The organism is Brevundimonas sp. NIBR11 (assembly GCF_027912535.1).
Classification (GTDB): Bacteria; Pseudomonadota; Alphaproteobacteria; order Caulobacterales; family Caulobacteraceae; genus Brevundimonas.
In genome coordinates, this window is record NZ_CP115465.1 from 395,309 (window position 1) to 409,730 (window position 14,422).

The window sequence follows — 14,422 nt, forward strand, 5'->3', positions numbered from 1 at the left end:
CAAGCCGACTTGCCTGCTAACGCAAGTCATGTAACTTTCGTTTCAAGACTGACAAACCAGTCACGGAGGAATTCGATGGCCGACTGCGATCCTGAAATTCAGGCCCTGCTCGACAAGAAGGCGATCGAAGAGGTCCTTCTGAAGTTCCTGCGCGGCTGCGACCGGAATGATCCGGACCTGGTCGAGCGCGCCTACTGGCCCGACGGCTGGGAGGATCACGGCGGCACCTTCGACGGTCCGGCTTCGGAATGGGTCGCGGTGGTCAAGGAGAGGCTGCCGAAGGCCGGGCTGATGAATCACATGGCGATGAACATGGTCATCGATCTGACCGGACCGACCACGGCGGTCGCCGAATGCTATATCCTGACCGCCTCGCGGCTGACGGTAAAAGGGCAGGAGTTCGACACCCGCACCCTGGCCCGTTGCGTCGACCACATGGAAAAGCGCGGCGACGAGTGGCGCATCAAGCGGCGCACCATGTGCTGGGAGTGGAACGAGGAGCACGAGCTATCCGAAACCTGGGCGCGCGGGGCGATCACAAAGGATCCGTCCCTGCTGCGGCGCGGCGGCAAGAAGCCGAACGACATCCTCTATACCCCCGCCGCCTGAGGACCCGACATGGACGTTCAGGGTTCAGTCGCCATCGTGACCGGCGCCAATCGCGGCATCGGCGAAGGCTTCGTCCATGTGCTGATCGAGGAGGGGGCGGCCAAGGTCTATGCCGGCGCGCGCGACCCGGCCTCGGCCCGGCATCTGGTCGATCAGTATCCGGGCAAGGTGATCGTGGTAGCCCTCGACGTCACCAAGCCGGAGACGATCACGGCCGCCGCGGCCGCCTGTCCCGATGTATCGGTGGTGGTGAACAACGCCGGGGCCTTCCACAACAGGCTCCTGATCGGAGCCGACGACATCTCCGCCGCGCGCGACGAGATGGAGGTCAACTATTTCGGCCCGCTGCAAATGGCGCGCGCCTTCGCGCCGATCCTGAAGGCCAACGGCGGAGGAGCGATCCTGAACGTCCTGTCGGTCGGGGGCATCGTCGCCGTGCCGAACATGGGCGGGTACAGCCCGTCGAAGTTCGCCATGCGGGCGGCCGGGACCTGCATCCGCGCCGAGCTGGCCGGGCAGGGGACCAGCGTTACCTCGCTGATCGTCGGTTCGGTCGACACGCGTATGGCGGACCATGTGAAGGGCGCGAAGGAGCAGCCCGCAGACATCGCCCGGGCGGCGATGAAGGGGATCACGCGCGGCGTCGACGAGATCGACACCGACCGGTTCGCGGTCGAGAGCCGAGCCGCCCTGGCCCGCGATCCCAAGGGGATGGAGCGAGGCATGGCCAAGATGCTGCACGCCAAAGAACTGTCGACCGGCCGCTAGCCGCCGCGACGAGGGGGAGACCAGACCATGCCGCCCATCACCGAAATCATGACGATCCTCGGGATCAATTTCGCGCTCTGCGTCGCGTCCTTCGTCATTCTGTGGGGGATCGGCGTGGCCATTCGGGACGTGACCTTCGTCGATGCCTGGTGGGCGCTGGGTCTCGCCTTCATGGGCGTGACGACCTTCTTCATGGCCGACGGCTCGGATCAGAGGATGAAGCTGATCCTCGTTCTGGTCTGTGTGTGGGGTCTGCGCCTCGGCGGCTACATGCTGTGGCGCTGGCGCGATCATGGGCCAGACCGCCGCTACGTGAAGATGCTGGAACGGGCCCAGGAGAAGGGCATGAGCTATCCCAAGGCGGCCTGGGTCATGGTGTTCCAGCTGCAGTCGCCGATCCTGTTCATCTGCAGCCTGCCCGTGCAGCTGGGTCAGATGTCATCGACGCCTGTGGCCGTGGGTCTGATTGGCTGGATCGGGGCCGGTCTGACCGTTTTCGGCATCATCTTCGAGAGCCTCGGTGACTGGCAGATGGTGCGCTTCAAGAAGACGCCGGGAACGGGGGGCACGGTCATGGACAAGGGGCTGTGGCGCTACACCCAGCACCCCAACTATTTCGGCGACCTGTGCGTCTGGTTCGGGTTGTGGCTGATCGCGGCGGAGACTGGCCTGCTGGGGGCAGTGTCCATCGTGGGCCCGCTGCTGCTGATCGTGATGTTCCTGAAATACAGCGGCGGCGTCTCGTACGAGAAACGATTGAAGCACACTCGTCCGGGATATGAAGCCTACATGGCCCGGACGAGCCTGATGATTCCCTGGCCGCCCAAGCGGGCCGCCGCACCGGAGACGAAGTCCGCCGCATGATCAGACCCGCCCGGCCGCGCATCATGTCCACCCCCGGGGTCGCCATGCCGGCGCCCCAGGCGGTCGGAACCCTGTTGAACGTCCATGCGCAGAGGGATCCGGATCGTCCGGCGCTCACGTTCGAGGGGGTCACCCTGACGCGGCGCGAGCTGGCGGAGCGGGTCAACCGGCGGGCGCGAACCCTGGCCAAGGCAGGCGTGGTGGAAGGCGATTTCGTCGCCATCGCCCTGCCCAACTGTCCGGCGTTTCTGGAGCTGGCCTTCGCGGTCTGGGCGCTCGGCGCGACCCCGGCGCCCCTGTCGCACAAGCTGCCGGCGCTGGAGCTGGCGGGCATTCTGGAGCTGCTGCAGCCCCGGCTGATCGTCATCGAGGACGCGGATCGGGCGGGTGCTGTGAAGCGGCTGTCGGAGACGGAGACCTACGACGCCTCGGCCGATCCCTCGCCCCTGCCGGCGATCGTGTCGAAGCATCTGAAGGCCATCGCCAGCGGCGGCTCGACCGGGCGGCCCAAGGTCATCGTCGACATGGCGCCGGCCATGGCCGATCCCGATGTCCTGCTGCTTGGCATGATCCCGGAAGACGTGCTGCTGAACCCCGGGCCGCTCTATCATGCCGCGCCGTTCGGCATGACCTGTTTCGCCATGGGGTGGGGTCTGCACATCGTCCTGATGCCGCGCTTCGACGCCGAGGAGACGCTGAGGCTGATCAATCGATACAAGGTCAGCTGGCTGTTCCAGGTGCCGACGATGATGCACCGCATCTGGTCTCTGCCCGACGAGGTGAAGGCCAGATACGACGTGTCGTCGCTGGACGCCGTCATGCATATCGCCGCCGCCTGCCCGCCCTGGCTGAAGCGGAAATGGATCGAGTGGGTGGGGCCGGAGACGGTCTGGGAAATCTACACGGGAACCGAGGCCCTGGGCGCCACCGGCATTCGCGGGGTGGAGTGGCTGGAGCATCCGGGGTCGGTGGGCAAGGTCCTGCCCGGTTACGAGATGAAGGTGCTGGATGAGGCGGGGGAGCCGTGTGCGCCCGGCGTGGTCGGCGAGATCTATTTCATGCCGCTGCGGGGGCAGGGGACGACCTACAGATACCTGGGGGCCGAGCCGCGGGCGAACGGGACGTTCGAGACCTTGGGCGACATGGGCTATGTCGACGAGGACGGCTGGCTGTATCTGGCCGACCGGCGGGTGGACATGATCGTGTCGGGCGGCGCCAACGTCTATCCGGCCGAGGTCGAGGCGGCGATCGACAGCTTCCCCGGCGTCCAGTGCAGCGTGGTGGTGGGCCTGCCCGATCCGGACTTCGGCCAGAGGGTTCACGCCATCGTCGAGACGGCGGACGGGCGGCTGGATCAGGCGGGGCTGGTCGCCTGGCTGGCCGAGCGGATAGCCCCCTACAAACGGCCGCGTTCGATCGAGGTCACGATTGAACGGCTGCGCGACGATGCCGGCAAGGTCAGGCGGAGCGCGCTGCGGGCCGAGCGGATGCAGGGCGTCTAGAGGCGCGATCTGGACTCGCAGGGCGCCGAGTCCAGAGAGTCCAACTCTGAAGACGAGCTCGCAACTGGCGAACGAAAGTTGCTGATTTAATTCCTAAGCCTGCCGCTTGCGCCTCAAGCGGCCGCCGGGTCCTTCATCTGGAAATAGTCGCGCCAGGCGACGATCTTGCCGTCCCGAAACTCGATGATGCCCATGTAGGGATGGGAGACTTCGACGCCGTCGGCGTTGACGTAGTCCTCGATCCCCTCGGTCAGGACCTTGTCGCCGTTCTCGGCCCAGTTCACGAGCGTCCACTTCGTCGCCGAATGGTTGGCCCAGTATCGGGTGATGAACTTGTCGACCCAGTCCTTGCCGATCAGGGGCCGGGTGCCGACGTGGTAGTGGTATTCGACGTCGTCGGCGAAGAAGTCGAGGAAGGCGGGCGTGTCGCGAGCCTCCGACACCGCCATCAGCGCCCGCAGACGCTCGATCGGACTGGTCACGCCGAGGCTTTCTGCGCGTCCGGCTTGGCGGGCGCGTGGACCTGGGAGGTGTCGTAGTAGTCGCGCATCCGGTAGATCAGGCCGTCGCGGACCTGGAAGACCTGGACGAAGGGATTGTCCATCTTCACGCCCGTCGCGCGGTCGACCAGGACCTCCATGCCCTCGACGAACAGAACCTCGCCGTTCTCGGCGGAATGGGTGACGCGCCACTCCTGCTGGTCGAAGCCGGCTTCGTAGTTGGAGAGGAATTTCCGCATCTTGTCCTTGCCGACGGCCGGACGTTTGGTGGGGTGCCAGTGGTACTCGATGTCGTCGGCGAGGGTGGCGATGAAGCCTTCAACATCGCGCTTCTTCCAGGCGGCCATCATGGCCTCCACGACCTGCATGTTCTGACCCACGGCGTCTCTCCCTGTCGTTCTTTGATTGAACGCTAGGACCATAAGTCTGCTTATGCAAGCGCCCCAACGACGCTTTCACATTCGAACTGATCCTCAGCCGGCCGACTTGATCCGGCCAGCCTTCATCAGCACGTTCTCGAGGCTCAGGCGGCCCTTGCACGCGCTGCAGCAGACCTGAGCGTTCAAGGGTTCGCCGCAGACGTGCTTGATGTGGACGGGCGGTCCGGCCCGGTCCTTCAGGTGGGTGTCGGCCCAGGTCATCATGGTCAGGGCGTGGGGATAGAGGTCCCGCCCCTTGGTCGTCAGCCGATATTGGTAGCGGGGCGGCGTCATCTCGTAGAGCCGGCGCTCGAAGATGCCCGACATCTCCAGCGTCCGCAGACGGTCGGTCAGGATGTTGGAGGCGATGCCCAGAACGCCCTGGATCTCGTCGAACTTGTGCAGGCCAAAATACTGGACGGAGACCACAAGCGCGGTCCAGCGATCGCCCAGCAGATCGACCAGTTCGATGGTCGGGGCCTCGTCGTTCGGCTGGCGGCGGCGGTGCATACGCTGGACCGGGAGCTTCTCCATCCCCTGACCGGGGCCGGGCGTGAAGGAGCAGGTGTGCAGCGTCAGGGGCTCGCCGCAGCCGCCGCAGCGCAACTCAGGCAGCATGGCCTTGCCGCAGTCGGCGTGGGTGAAGACGGTCGGGGCCCGGCCGCCGGTCACGCCCCAGCGCACGCCCCAGCCCCACATCAGCATCATGGAATCGAAGAGGCCCAGACCGCGCGGCGTCAGGTGATAGGCCATGCGCGCGCCCTCGTCCCTTTGGGGCTTCTTGACCAGGATGCCGTGGCGCTCCAGCGCCGCCAGACGGCTGGACAGGGTCGACCGGGCGCCCCCCAGACGGGCGTGGAATTCCTCGAACCGGGTGGCCCCCAGGAAGGCCTCCTGCACCACAAGCAGGCTCCAGCGGTCGCCGAGCGCGTTCAGGGCGCGGTTGACCGAGCTCTTTGGAACCAGACGGATTTTCGGCGCGACGCGGGACATGACCCCTCTTAGGCGACGCCGTTAGGTCTTATCAAGCAACCGTCAATTTCTGGCGTCGGACCACCAGTCCGGCGGCCTCGCGGTCGAAGGTTTCGGACGTGACCCCTTGATCGCGGAGGCCCGTTTTCTGGATCTTGTTGGTCGGGGTCTTGGGAAGGGAGGCCTCGACCCGGACATAGCGCGGCACCATGAAATGAGTCATGCGCGGGATCAGCCATTCGACCAGTTCGCGCGGGTCGATTTCGGCGCCCTCGATCGGGGCGACGGCCACCATGACCTCCTGTTCGCCGCCCGGCAGGTCGACCCCATAGGCGGCGCATTCGCGGACGGACGGGTGGGCCGTGACCTCGATCTCGATCTCCAGCGAGGACATGTTCTCGCCGCGCCGGCGGATGGCGTCCTTCTTGCGATCGACGAAGAAGAAACAGCCCTCCGCATCGCGCCACATCAGGTCGCCGGTGTGGAACCAGCCGTTGCGCCAAGCCCTGGCCGTCGCCTCCGGATCGCCGAGATAGCCCGAGAACAGGGTCCAGGGATTGTCGGAGCGGATCACCAGTTCGCCCGGCTGGCCATGCGGGACTTCGTTGTCGTGGTCATCGACGATGCGGCACTCCATGCCGACGCGGACGCGGCCGCACGAGCGCATGACGGGGTCGTTGATCGCGCTGATCAGGGGGCCGGAAACCTCGGTCATGTTGAAGCCGGACAGGTAGTCGAACCCGAACCGTTTCCCCAGCGCGGCGGTGTCCTCGTTGATCGGCGACAGGGTGACCATGCGCAGGGGATTGTCGGCGTCGTCGGGTCTGGGCGGCTCCTTCATCAGGAAAGAGGTCAGGGCGCCAATCAGGCCGGAGCAGACCGTGGATCCGGTCTCGCGCACCGTGTCCCAGAAGCGGCGGGTGTCGAAGGCCTCGAACAGGGCGACCGAGCCGCCGCAAGCCACCGCCGCCGTGATCGCCGAGATGCCGCCGACATGGAACATCGGCAGGTTCACCAGCATCCGGTCGGACTGGGCCATGTAGCCGTAGGTGACCTTGGCCGTGGTCCACTCCTGCACATAGGAGGTGACGACGGCCTTGGACGGACCGGTCGTGCCGGAGGTGAAGATGATCACCGGCGGGTCGTGCGGATGCTGGGGTGAGATGGTGCAGGCGGCGGGATCGCCGTCGAGGGCTGAGGCCTGTTCGATCTCGACCGGCAGGTCCAGAGGGCCGGAGGGGCCGGTCAGGATCAGTCGCTCGACCGCGCCCAGCGACAGGCCTTCCAGACGTGGGGCGAGATCGGGGTGGACGATCATCGTCTTCGCGCTGGTCTTGCCGATGGCGTGTTCGAGAAGGCGGCCGCGGAAGCTTGTGTTGATAGGGGCGAGCGCCGCGCCCGCGTAGTTGGCGCCGAACCAGGCGCGGACCAGGGCCGGACCGTTGGGGGCCCAGGCCGCGACGATGTCACCGCCTGTCACCCCCCGCGCCTGAAGGGCGGCGGCGGTCGACAGGGCGCGGCTGCGGGTCTCGGCCCAGGTCCAGGTCTCGCCGGTCTCGAAGCGGATGAAGACCGTGTCGGGCGTCTCGGCCGCCCAGCGGTCGATCAGCCGGGGGATGACGCACTGTTCGGCGGTCGGCGGGGTCGGGTCGAACCAGGGGAGGCTGAGGCGGGGGTCGCTCACCGGGCGGGCTCCTGCCAGGCGCGGGCCTCCTCGACGCTGTCGCGGAAGGGCTTCAGGGCGCGACCCAGCATCAGGGCGGCGACGGCGACGGTGACGCCGCTGACGATGGCGAGAGACAGGCCGATGCTGGCGTCTCCGCCCAGCCACTGGTCGCTGATCGCTGCGACGACGGTGGGGCCGAGGCCGAGCGAGATCAGGTTGCCGATCAAGAAATAGATGGCCGTGATCTGGGCGCGCAGCTGGTTCGGAGCGACGGCCTGAAGCGCGGTGGCCGGCAGGCTGTTCATGACCCCGGCGAAGAAGCTGAAGCCCGCCAGCGCGGCGATGGCCAGTTCTTTCGACGGCATCAGCGGCATGGCGACGGCGAAGGGGATGCTGGCGACGAGGGACAGGATGGCGACGCGGACGGGGGCGTCGGTGCGGCCCTTGTTGGCGAACCAGTCGGTGATCCAGCCACCGACGAGTACGCCTGGCGTGGCGGCCAGCAGAAGCACCAGTCCGTAGGCGAAGCCGACGTCGGCCGGGGTCATCGCATGCTGGCGGATCAGCACCGCCGGCGCCCAGGCCAAGTACGAGATGCCTGCCATGCCGAAGATCGAGAAGGCGAAGATCAGCATGTAGAAGGTCGACCGGCGCGACCACATGTATTTCAGCACGCCCGACTGGGCGTCCGCCTTGGTCACGCCGTGACGGGGCGGCTCGCGCACGATCAGGAACAGGGCGGCGATCAGAAGACCCGGCGCGCCGACCAGGACGAAGGTCTGTTGCCAGGGCGCCAGCTCGCCGACGAAGGGCAGGTCCAAAGCGCCGGCCTGGGCGATCGCATCGATCACGGCGCCGCCGATCATCAGGGCCAGACCGGCGCCGAGGTAGGGCGCCATGGAGTAGACGGCCAGAGCCCGCGCCCGCTGACGGGGCGGGAAGTAGTCGGAGATCATCGAATAGGCGGCGGGCGACAGGGCGGCCTCACCGACGCCGACGCCGATGCGGGCGGCGAACAGGGCCCAGAAGCTGTTGGCCAGACCGCAGGCCACGGTCATCACGCTCCAGACCACGATGCCCCAGAAGATGATCCAGCGGCGGCTGCCCCGGTCCGCCAGCCGCGCCAGGGGCACGCCCATGACGGTGTAGAAGAGGGAGAAGGCGATCCCGGCCAGGAGGCTGAACTGGGTGTCGGTGATGGTCAGGTCGGCCCGGATCGGCTGGACCAGGAGGGTCAGGATCTGGCGGTCGATGAAACTGGAGGTATAGGCCACCATCAGGGCGGCGACGGCGAACCACGCCCATCCCGACCGGGGCCAGACACGAGGCGTCGAAGGGGTCGAAACGCCCGCCAGTCCGTCATGCGCGCTCATGCCGCGATCCTGTTCAATCTCAAGATGAAAGTCACTCTCGCAGGTGCGAGATGGTCGGCAAGGATGCCGGGCTCGCGGCTGGTTCGGCAACGAACTGCACGGCGTCGAATTCCGACTGATCGCTGGTCACTCACTCTCAACTCCCTGTTCCGGAACGTTTTAGTGTCCGAAATGCCGCCGGCTCTCTGGCCGGTCGACCGCGAAACGCCCCAAGCTGTGCCGGAACGTGTCGCCGAACTCACACTGAAGCACACAAGATGGTCTGATTACAAAAGCTATTTGACAGTCTCAATTCGCCAGTTACAAATCGGAGCCAGAAGCACCTCGGCTAACGGGGGCTCAAGGGAGGATAGGGCGTGAATATCAGAGGCACAGTCAGCGTATCCGCATTGCTCATCGCCGCGACGCTTTCGGCGTCCCCGGCCTTCGCCCAGACCGCTCCCTTGGAGCAGGAGGCGACGCGCGTCGATGAGATCATCGTCACCGCGACCCGTCGCGAACAACGACTGATCGAGGCGCCGGTGGCCGTCACCGCCGTCGGCGGCGAACAGCTGGAAAACTCCGGCGTCACCGACATCCGCGAGCTAACCAGCCTGGCCCCTAGCGTCCAGTTCCAGACGCCGGGCGGCGGCGCCGACTCCTCGATCCGCATCCGCGGCGTGGGCACGACCTCGACCAATCCCGGTCTGGAATCCTCCGTCGGCGTGATCATCGACGGCGTCATCCGGGCCCGCACCGGCGTCGCCTTGTCCGAGCTCGGCGATCTGCAGAGCATCGAGGTCCTGCGCGGTCCGCAGGGCACCCTGTTCGGTCGCAACACCTCCTCGGGCATCATCAACGTGATGACGAAACAGCCGAGCTTCGACGGCTTTAGCGGCAACATCACCGGCACCTACGGCAACTACGACGACCGCCGTCTGTCGGGCGCGATCAACATCCCGCTGGTGGACGACGAACTGGCTCTGCGGATCGAAGGGTCCTACGAACTGCGCGACGGCTTCTACAAGGACGCCAATTCCGACCAGAGACTGGACAATCTCGACCGTCAGTTCGTGCGGGCCAAACTGCTGTGGCGCCCGACGGAGAATGTCAGCTGGACCTTCTCGGCCGACTACACCAACCGTAACGAAAACTGCTGCGTTGCCGTCCTGGCCATCGCCGGACCGACCTACAATCTGGTCAATCAGCTGGCGGCGGCTCGCGGCGGCATCGGTTACACCTCGACCAATCCGTTCGATCGTCAGGCCTCCAAGAACAACGTCCGGCGGAACCAGGAAGACATCGAAGACGGCGGCGTCTCGGCTTCGGGCCAGTGGGACATGGGTTGGGCGACGCTGAACTCGGTCACCGCCTTCCGCAGCTGGGAAGCCTATCGCTCGCAGGACTTCGACCACTCGGGCGCCGATCTGGGCTTCTTCGCTCCGAACGGCCTGCACCAGAAGTTCGACGTCTTCACCCAGGAGCTCCGGCTGCAGGGTGACGCGGGCAATCTGGACTGGCTGGTCGGGCTCTTTTATTCAGACGAGACGGTCCTGAACGACAGCGCCTATCGGATCGGCGCCGACTATCCGCTGATCTACGGCGGCGCGGCGACCTTCCAGGCCTCGACCCTGGCGGCCTTCCGTCCCGGCGACGGCGCGCGCGGCATCGGCGAGCAGAGCGGACAGGACTTCTCCCTGTTCACCCACAACGTCTTCCACGTCACCGACGCGCTGAGCATCACCGCCGGGCTGCGCTACACGCAGAACGACAAGGAGATCGATTTCCGGGGCGAGAACTTCAACCCGGCCTGTGACAGCGCGGTCCGCACCAGCGACGCCGCCGGCATCACGCGCTTCTGCGCGCCCTTCTGGGATACCCGTCTGAATCCATCGGGCGATTCGGACTCGCGTACGGAAAAGGCCACGACCGGCACGGCGAACATCGCCTATCGGATCAGCCCGGAACTCAACACCTACCTGTCCTACTCGCGGGGCTACAAGTCGGGGGGCTACAACTTCGACCGTGCCGGTTTCACCACGCCGGCCACGCCGAACGCCGCCGATCTGGCCTTCGTCGAGGAGACGGTCGACGCCTATGAGTTCGGCTTGAAGGGCGAGTTCTTCGACCGGAGCCTGCGGGCCAACTTTGCGGCCTTCTACCAGACGTTCGAGGGCTTCCAGCTGATCGAGTTCACGGGCGTCAGCTTCGTGGTCCGTTCGCTGGCCGAGGTCGTCACCAAGGGCGCCGAGCTGGAGATCACCTGGGAGCCGACCGACGGCCTGACCCTGACCAACGGCCTCAGCTACACCGACGCCTACTATCCGGTGAACGTGGGCAACCGTCAGTACTCAGGTCTGGAGCTGGAGCAGTCGCCCGACTGGGTCAACGTCTCCTCGATCACCTATGAGTTCCCGATCGGCGGCAGCCTGACCGGCGTGGCCTACGCGGACGCCCGCTACTCGTCCGAGTTCTTCACCGGCGGCTTCGATCCGAACCGGATCCAGCCGTCTTTCACCACCGCCAACGTGCGCTTCTCGCTTCGCGACGCGAACGAGGCCTGGCAACTGGATCTCTACGCACGCAACGTGTTCGACCAGGACTACTATCGCCGCGTGATCCCCGCGACCTTCCAGACGGGATCCTACTCGGCCTTCCTCGGCGATCCCCGCACCTACGGGGTCACCCTGCGGCGCAACTTCTGAGCCGCATTCCTTCCGGGTTTTCCTGACCTGAGACGACTGGCCCCGCTGTGTGAGCAGCGGGGCCTATTTTTGTCTCCTCCCCATCGAAGATGGGGAGGTGGATGCGAACTCTTCGCGAGCAGACGGAGGGGGTCTTGGCGCGCGCAGAAAGAACCCCTCCGTATCTCCGCTTCGCTTCGAGCCACCTCCCCACTGCGTGCGGAGGAGACGCGGGCAGGTTCCTAGAACCCCATCTGTTTCGCCGCCAGATCGCGCAGGATCTCCTCCGACCCGCCGCCGATGACGAAGATCCGGGCCTCGCGGTAGATGCGTTCGACGCGGTTGCCGCCGGTGTAGGCGCGGCCGCCGAGGACCTGGAGGCTCTCGCGGGCGCAATGCTCCAGCGTCGTCGTCGCCTGCACCTTCAGAAGCGCGAGGTCCGCGACCGGCAGTTCGCCACGCGAGAAGCGCCAGACCAGGATGTCGAGCATGGCGTAGGCGACCTTCAGCCGTTGGACCATGTCCACGATCTTGTGGCGCATGACCTGGTGGTCGATCAGCCGCTTGCCGAAGGTCTGGCGCTCGCGGGCGAAGGCGATGGCCTCGGCGACGCAGGTGCGGGTCATGGCCAGGGTCGCGGCGATGCCGGAGAAGCGCTCGATGTTGAACTGGCTGGCGAGGCCGGCGAAGCCCCGGTTCTCGACACCGACGAGGTTGGTCACGGGGACCTCGACGTTGTCGAATTTCAGCCAGCCGTTGTTCTTGTTGTACCACTGCAGGCCGGGCAGGGGCCCGCGTGTCACACCCGGCCGGTCCGTCTCGATCAGCAGCATCGACAGTCCGCCCATTCCAGGGCCGCCGGTCCGCACCGCCGTCAGCAGAAAGTCAGCCTTCATCGCGCCCGAGATCAGGGTCTTGCCGCCGTTGACGACGAAGACGTCGCCTTTCCGTTCAGCGGTGGTGGTGAAGCCGGACACGTCCGACCCGCCGCCGGGTTCGGTCACGGCGAAGGCGATCTTCTTGTCCCCCGCCAGCACCGGTCGGGCGACGCGATCCAGCATCTCGGGCGTCCCGCCCGAGATGATCGGCGGCAGGGCGATCCAGGGCGTGGCGAGGTCGGCGAACACGACGCCGGATCCGAGGCGGAAGAACTCTTCGGCGAAGATAATGCGATGCCACAGGTCGATGGTCTCGCCCGTGCCGCCCAGATCCTCGCGGAAGCCCATGCCGCTGACGCCCTCGCGCGCGGCGTCCTTGTAGAGGCTGTCGGGGAAGTCGGAAGCTGCGTCCCACTCGTCCAGATGCGGAGCGATATAGCCCTCGACGAACCCCCGCAGCTTGGCCCGCCAGGCGTCATGCTCGGGCGTCAGAAAGGGGCTGGGCGGGCGCAGTCCGTCGAAATCGAGCGCGGGCGCGGTGTGATCGGCCATGGTCGTCTTCCTGTCGCGCCAGTGCATCCGGCGTCGCTTTCACTTTCATACTAATCCCCTCTCGCCATCCGCCGCAAGAATGGTATTCTAACGCAACCCACTGGGCGACGGCCCTGCGGATCAAGGAGCGTGCGATGGGACTGGAACAGACGGGCAAGGCCCGCACGGCCTTCAAGGGCGACGTGGCGCAGGCGCCGTTCAAGGCGACCCTGACCGAGCGCGAGCACCCCTATATGCAGGGCGCGTGGACGCCGCAGCACGAAGAACACACCGCCGACGACATGGTCGTCATCGGCACGATCCCGACCGACATTGATGGCGTCTATGTCCGCAACACCGAGAACCCGGTGCATCAGCCACTGGGCCGCTATCACCCGTTCGACGGCGACGGCATGCTGCACGCCATCAGCTTCAAGGACGGCAAGGCCAGCTACCGCAACCGCTTCGTCCGCACCAAGGGCTTCCAGGCCGAACAGGAAGCGGGCCGCGCCCTGTGGGCCGGTCTGGCCGAACATCCGTCCCTGTCGGAAGAGCCCGGCTGGGGCGCGCACGGCGGCTTGAAGGATTCGTCGTCGACCGACGTCATCATCCATGCCGGGGCGATCCTCTCGACCTTCTACCAGTGCGGCGAGGCCTATCGGATCGATCCATACACGCTGGAGCCGATGGGGACGGACGGCTGGTGCCCGCCCGAGGGCATCTCGGCCCACCCCAAGGTCGATCCGAAGACGGGCGAGCTGCTGTTCTTCAACTATTCCAAGACCGCGCCCTACATGCACTACGGCGTCGTCGGGGCGGACAATAAGCTGAAGCACCTGACGCCGGTGCCCCTGCCGGGACCGCGCCTGCCGCACGACATGGCCTTCACGACGAACTGGTCGATCCTGAACGACTTCCCTCTGTTCTGGGAGCAGGATCTGCTGCCCAAGGGCTTTCACGTCGCTCGATTCCACGCCGACATGAAGTCCCGCTTCGGCTTGATCCCGCGCTTCGGCGGCCAAGACGACGTGCGCTGGTTCGAGAGCAATGCGACCTATGTTCTGCACTTCCTGAACGCCTGGGAAGACGGCGACAGCATCGTTCTGGACGGCTATTTCCAGGACAATCCGGTGCCCAAGACCAGCCCGGACGCCTGGCCGCAGTACGAGCGGATCATGACCTTCCTCGACCAGAACATGCTGGAGCCCAAGCTGCACCGCTGGCGCTTCAACCTAACGACGGGCGAGACGACGGAACAGCGGCTGGACGACCGGGTGCTGGAGTTCGGCATCATCAACAACCAGTTCGCGGGGGTGAAATACCGCTACGCCTATTCGGCGGTCTCCAAGCCCGGCTGGTTCCTGTTCACCGGTCTGGTCAAGCATGACATGGACACGCTCGAGAGCTGGGCCATCGACTTCGGGCCGGAGCGGTACGGGTCGGAACCCGGCTTCGCGCCGCGCGTGGGGGCGACGGAGGAGGACGACGGCTATCTGATCACCTATGTCACCGACATGATCGAGGACCGGTCCGAATGCGTCATCTATGATGCGAGGAAGCTGGCCGATGGGCCGGTGGCGCGGATCATCCTGCCCGGCCGGATCTCCAGCGGCACCCACGCGACCTGGGAGCAGGGCGAGACCATCCGGGCCTCCAAGGCCGCCAACGCAGCGTAAG

Annotated in this window: 12 protein-coding genes; 6 read left to right on the forward strand and 6 right to left on the reverse strand. The window is 66.0% G+C overall.

The genetic code is table 11. The features are described from left to right. The first annotated feature begins 75 nt into the window (after window positions 1–75). From O5O43_RS01865 to O5O43_RS01880, 4 genes are read left to right on the forward strand one after another with little or no spacing between them, the layout of a single operon-like run. The gene (locus O5O43_RS01865; protein ID WP_271085231.1) at window positions 76–609 is read left to right on the forward strand and encodes a nuclear transport factor 2 family protein; all 534 of its coding nucleotides are present in this window, start codon (window positions 76–78) and stop codon (window positions 607–609) included. A 9-nt stretch (window positions 610–618) separates the two neighbouring features. Continuing rightward, window positions 619–1,377: an SDR family oxidoreductase gene (locus tag O5O43_RS01870; RefSeq protein ID WP_271085233.1), complete on the forward strand. Its 759-nt coding sequence runs from the start codon at window positions 619–621 to the stop codon at window positions 1,375–1,377. 27 nt (window positions 1,378–1,404) lie between these two features. After that, window positions 1,405–2,241: a DUF1295 domain-containing protein gene (locus tag O5O43_RS01875; protein ID WP_271085234.1), complete on the forward strand. Its 837-nt coding sequence runs from the start codon at window positions 1,405–1,407 to the stop codon at window positions 2,239–2,241. Further along, the gene (locus O5O43_RS01880; RefSeq protein WP_271085235.1) at window positions 2,238–3,743 is read left to right on the forward strand and encodes an AMP-binding protein; all 1,506 of its coding nucleotides are present in this window, start codon (window positions 2,238–2,240) and stop codon (window positions 3,741–3,743) included. The genes O5O43_RS01875 and O5O43_RS01880 overlap by 4 nt, the downstream gene beginning before the upstream one ends. A gap of 113 nt (window positions 3,744–3,856) precedes the next feature. On the opposite strand, the gene O5O43_RS01885 is transcribed toward O5O43_RS01880, so the two are convergent. The 5 genes from O5O43_RS01885 to O5O43_RS01905 all read right to left on the reverse strand — a co-directional run bounded on the left by O5O43_RS01885 (window position 3,857) and on the right by O5O43_RS01905 (window position 8,673). Next, window positions 3,857–4,225 (reverse strand): nuclear transport factor 2 family protein, encoded by a 369-nt coding sequence (locus O5O43_RS01885; protein ID WP_271085236.1) that lies wholly within the window; start codon window positions 4,223–4,225, stop codon window positions 3,857–3,859. Then, window positions 4,222–4,623 carry a nuclear transport factor 2 family protein gene (locus tag O5O43_RS01890; RefSeq protein ID WP_271085237.1) on the reverse strand — a complete coding sequence of 134 codons (402 nt, stop codon included), beginning with the start codon at window positions 4,621–4,623 and terminating at the stop codon, window positions 4,222–4,224. The genes O5O43_RS01885 and O5O43_RS01890 overlap by 4 nt, the downstream gene beginning before the upstream one ends. 93 nt (window positions 4,624–4,716) lie before the next feature. Beyond that, window positions 4,717–5,655, reverse strand: a complete 939-nt coding sequence (locus tag O5O43_RS01895; protein ID WP_271085238.1) for a helix-turn-helix domain-containing protein — start codon at window positions 5,653–5,655, stop codon at window positions 4,717–4,719. 31 nt (window positions 5,656–5,686) lie between these two features. Next, complete coding sequence (locus tag O5O43_RS01900; RefSeq protein WP_271085239.1) at window positions 5,687–7,318, reverse strand: AMP-binding protein; 1,632 nt, start codon at window positions 7,316–7,318, stop codon at window positions 5,687–5,689. Beyond that, the gene (locus tag O5O43_RS01905; protein ID WP_271085240.1) at window positions 7,315–8,673 is read right to left on the reverse strand and encodes an MFS transporter; all 1,359 of its coding nucleotides are present in this window, start codon (window positions 8,671–8,673) and stop codon (window positions 7,315–7,317) included. Before O5O43_RS01905 ends, O5O43_RS01900 begins: the two co-directional genes overlap by 4 nt. Window positions 8,674–9,029: 356 nt before the next feature. Here O5O43_RS01905 and O5O43_RS01910 point away from each other — a divergent pair, with 356 nt between their 5' ends. Then, window positions 9,030–11,357 carry a TonB-dependent receptor gene (locus O5O43_RS01910; RefSeq protein WP_271085241.1) on the forward strand — a complete coding sequence of 776 codons (2,328 nt, stop codon included), beginning with the start codon at window positions 9,030–9,032 and terminating at the stop codon, window positions 11,355–11,357. A 221-nt stretch (window positions 11,358–11,578) separates the two neighbouring features. Here the strand turns inward: O5O43_RS01910 and O5O43_RS01915 are convergent, their stop codons facing one another. Continuing rightward, a complete protein-coding gene (locus tag O5O43_RS01915) occupies window positions 11,579–12,766 on the reverse strand; it encodes an acyl-CoA dehydrogenase family protein (RefSeq protein ID WP_271085242.1) in 1,188 nt (395 codons plus the stop codon). A gap of 134 nt (window positions 12,767–12,900) precedes the next feature. Between O5O43_RS01915 and O5O43_RS01920 the strand changes: the two genes are divergently transcribed. Then, window positions 12,901–14,421 (forward strand): carotenoid oxygenase family protein, encoded by a 1,521-nt coding sequence (locus O5O43_RS01920; protein WP_271085243.1) that lies wholly within the window; start codon window positions 12,901–12,903, stop codon window positions 14,419–14,421. The last annotated feature ends 1 nt before the right edge of the window (window position 14,422 follow it).

What these genes read in the sequence shown, in the direction of transcription:
- O5O43_RS01870 (WP_271085233.1), top strand. Translation starts at nt 619, where the DNA reads ATGGACGTTCAGGGTTCAGTCGCCATCGTGACCGGCGCCAATCGCGGC.
- O5O43_RS01895 (WP_271085238.1), bottom strand. Translation starts at nt 5,655, where the DNA reads ATGTCCCGCGTCGCGCCGAAAATCCGTCTGGTTCCAAAGAGCTCGGTC.
- O5O43_RS01920 (WP_271085243.1), top strand. Translation starts at nt 12,901, where the DNA reads ATGGGACTGGAACAGACGGGCAAGGCCCGCACGGCCTTCAAGGGCGAC.
- O5O43_RS01915 (WP_271085242.1), bottom strand. Translation starts at nt 12,766, where the DNA reads ATGGCCGATCACACCGCGCCCGCGCTCGATTTCGACGGACTGCGCCCG.
- O5O43_RS01875 (WP_271085234.1), top strand. Translation starts at nt 1,405, where the DNA reads ATGCCGCCCATCACCGAAATCATGACGATCCTCGGGATCAATTTCGCG.
- O5O43_RS01880 (WP_271085235.1), top strand. Translation starts at nt 2,238, where the DNA reads ATGATCAGACCCGCCCGGCCGCGCATCATGTCCACCCCCGGGGTCGCC.
- O5O43_RS01905 (WP_271085240.1), bottom strand. Translation starts at nt 8,673, where the DNA reads ATGAGCGCGCATGACGGACTGGCGGGCGTTTCGACCCCTTCGACGCCT.
- O5O43_RS01865 (WP_271085231.1), top strand. Translation starts at nt 76, where the DNA reads ATGGCCGACTGCGATCCTGAAATTCAGGCCCTGCTCGACAAGAAGGCG.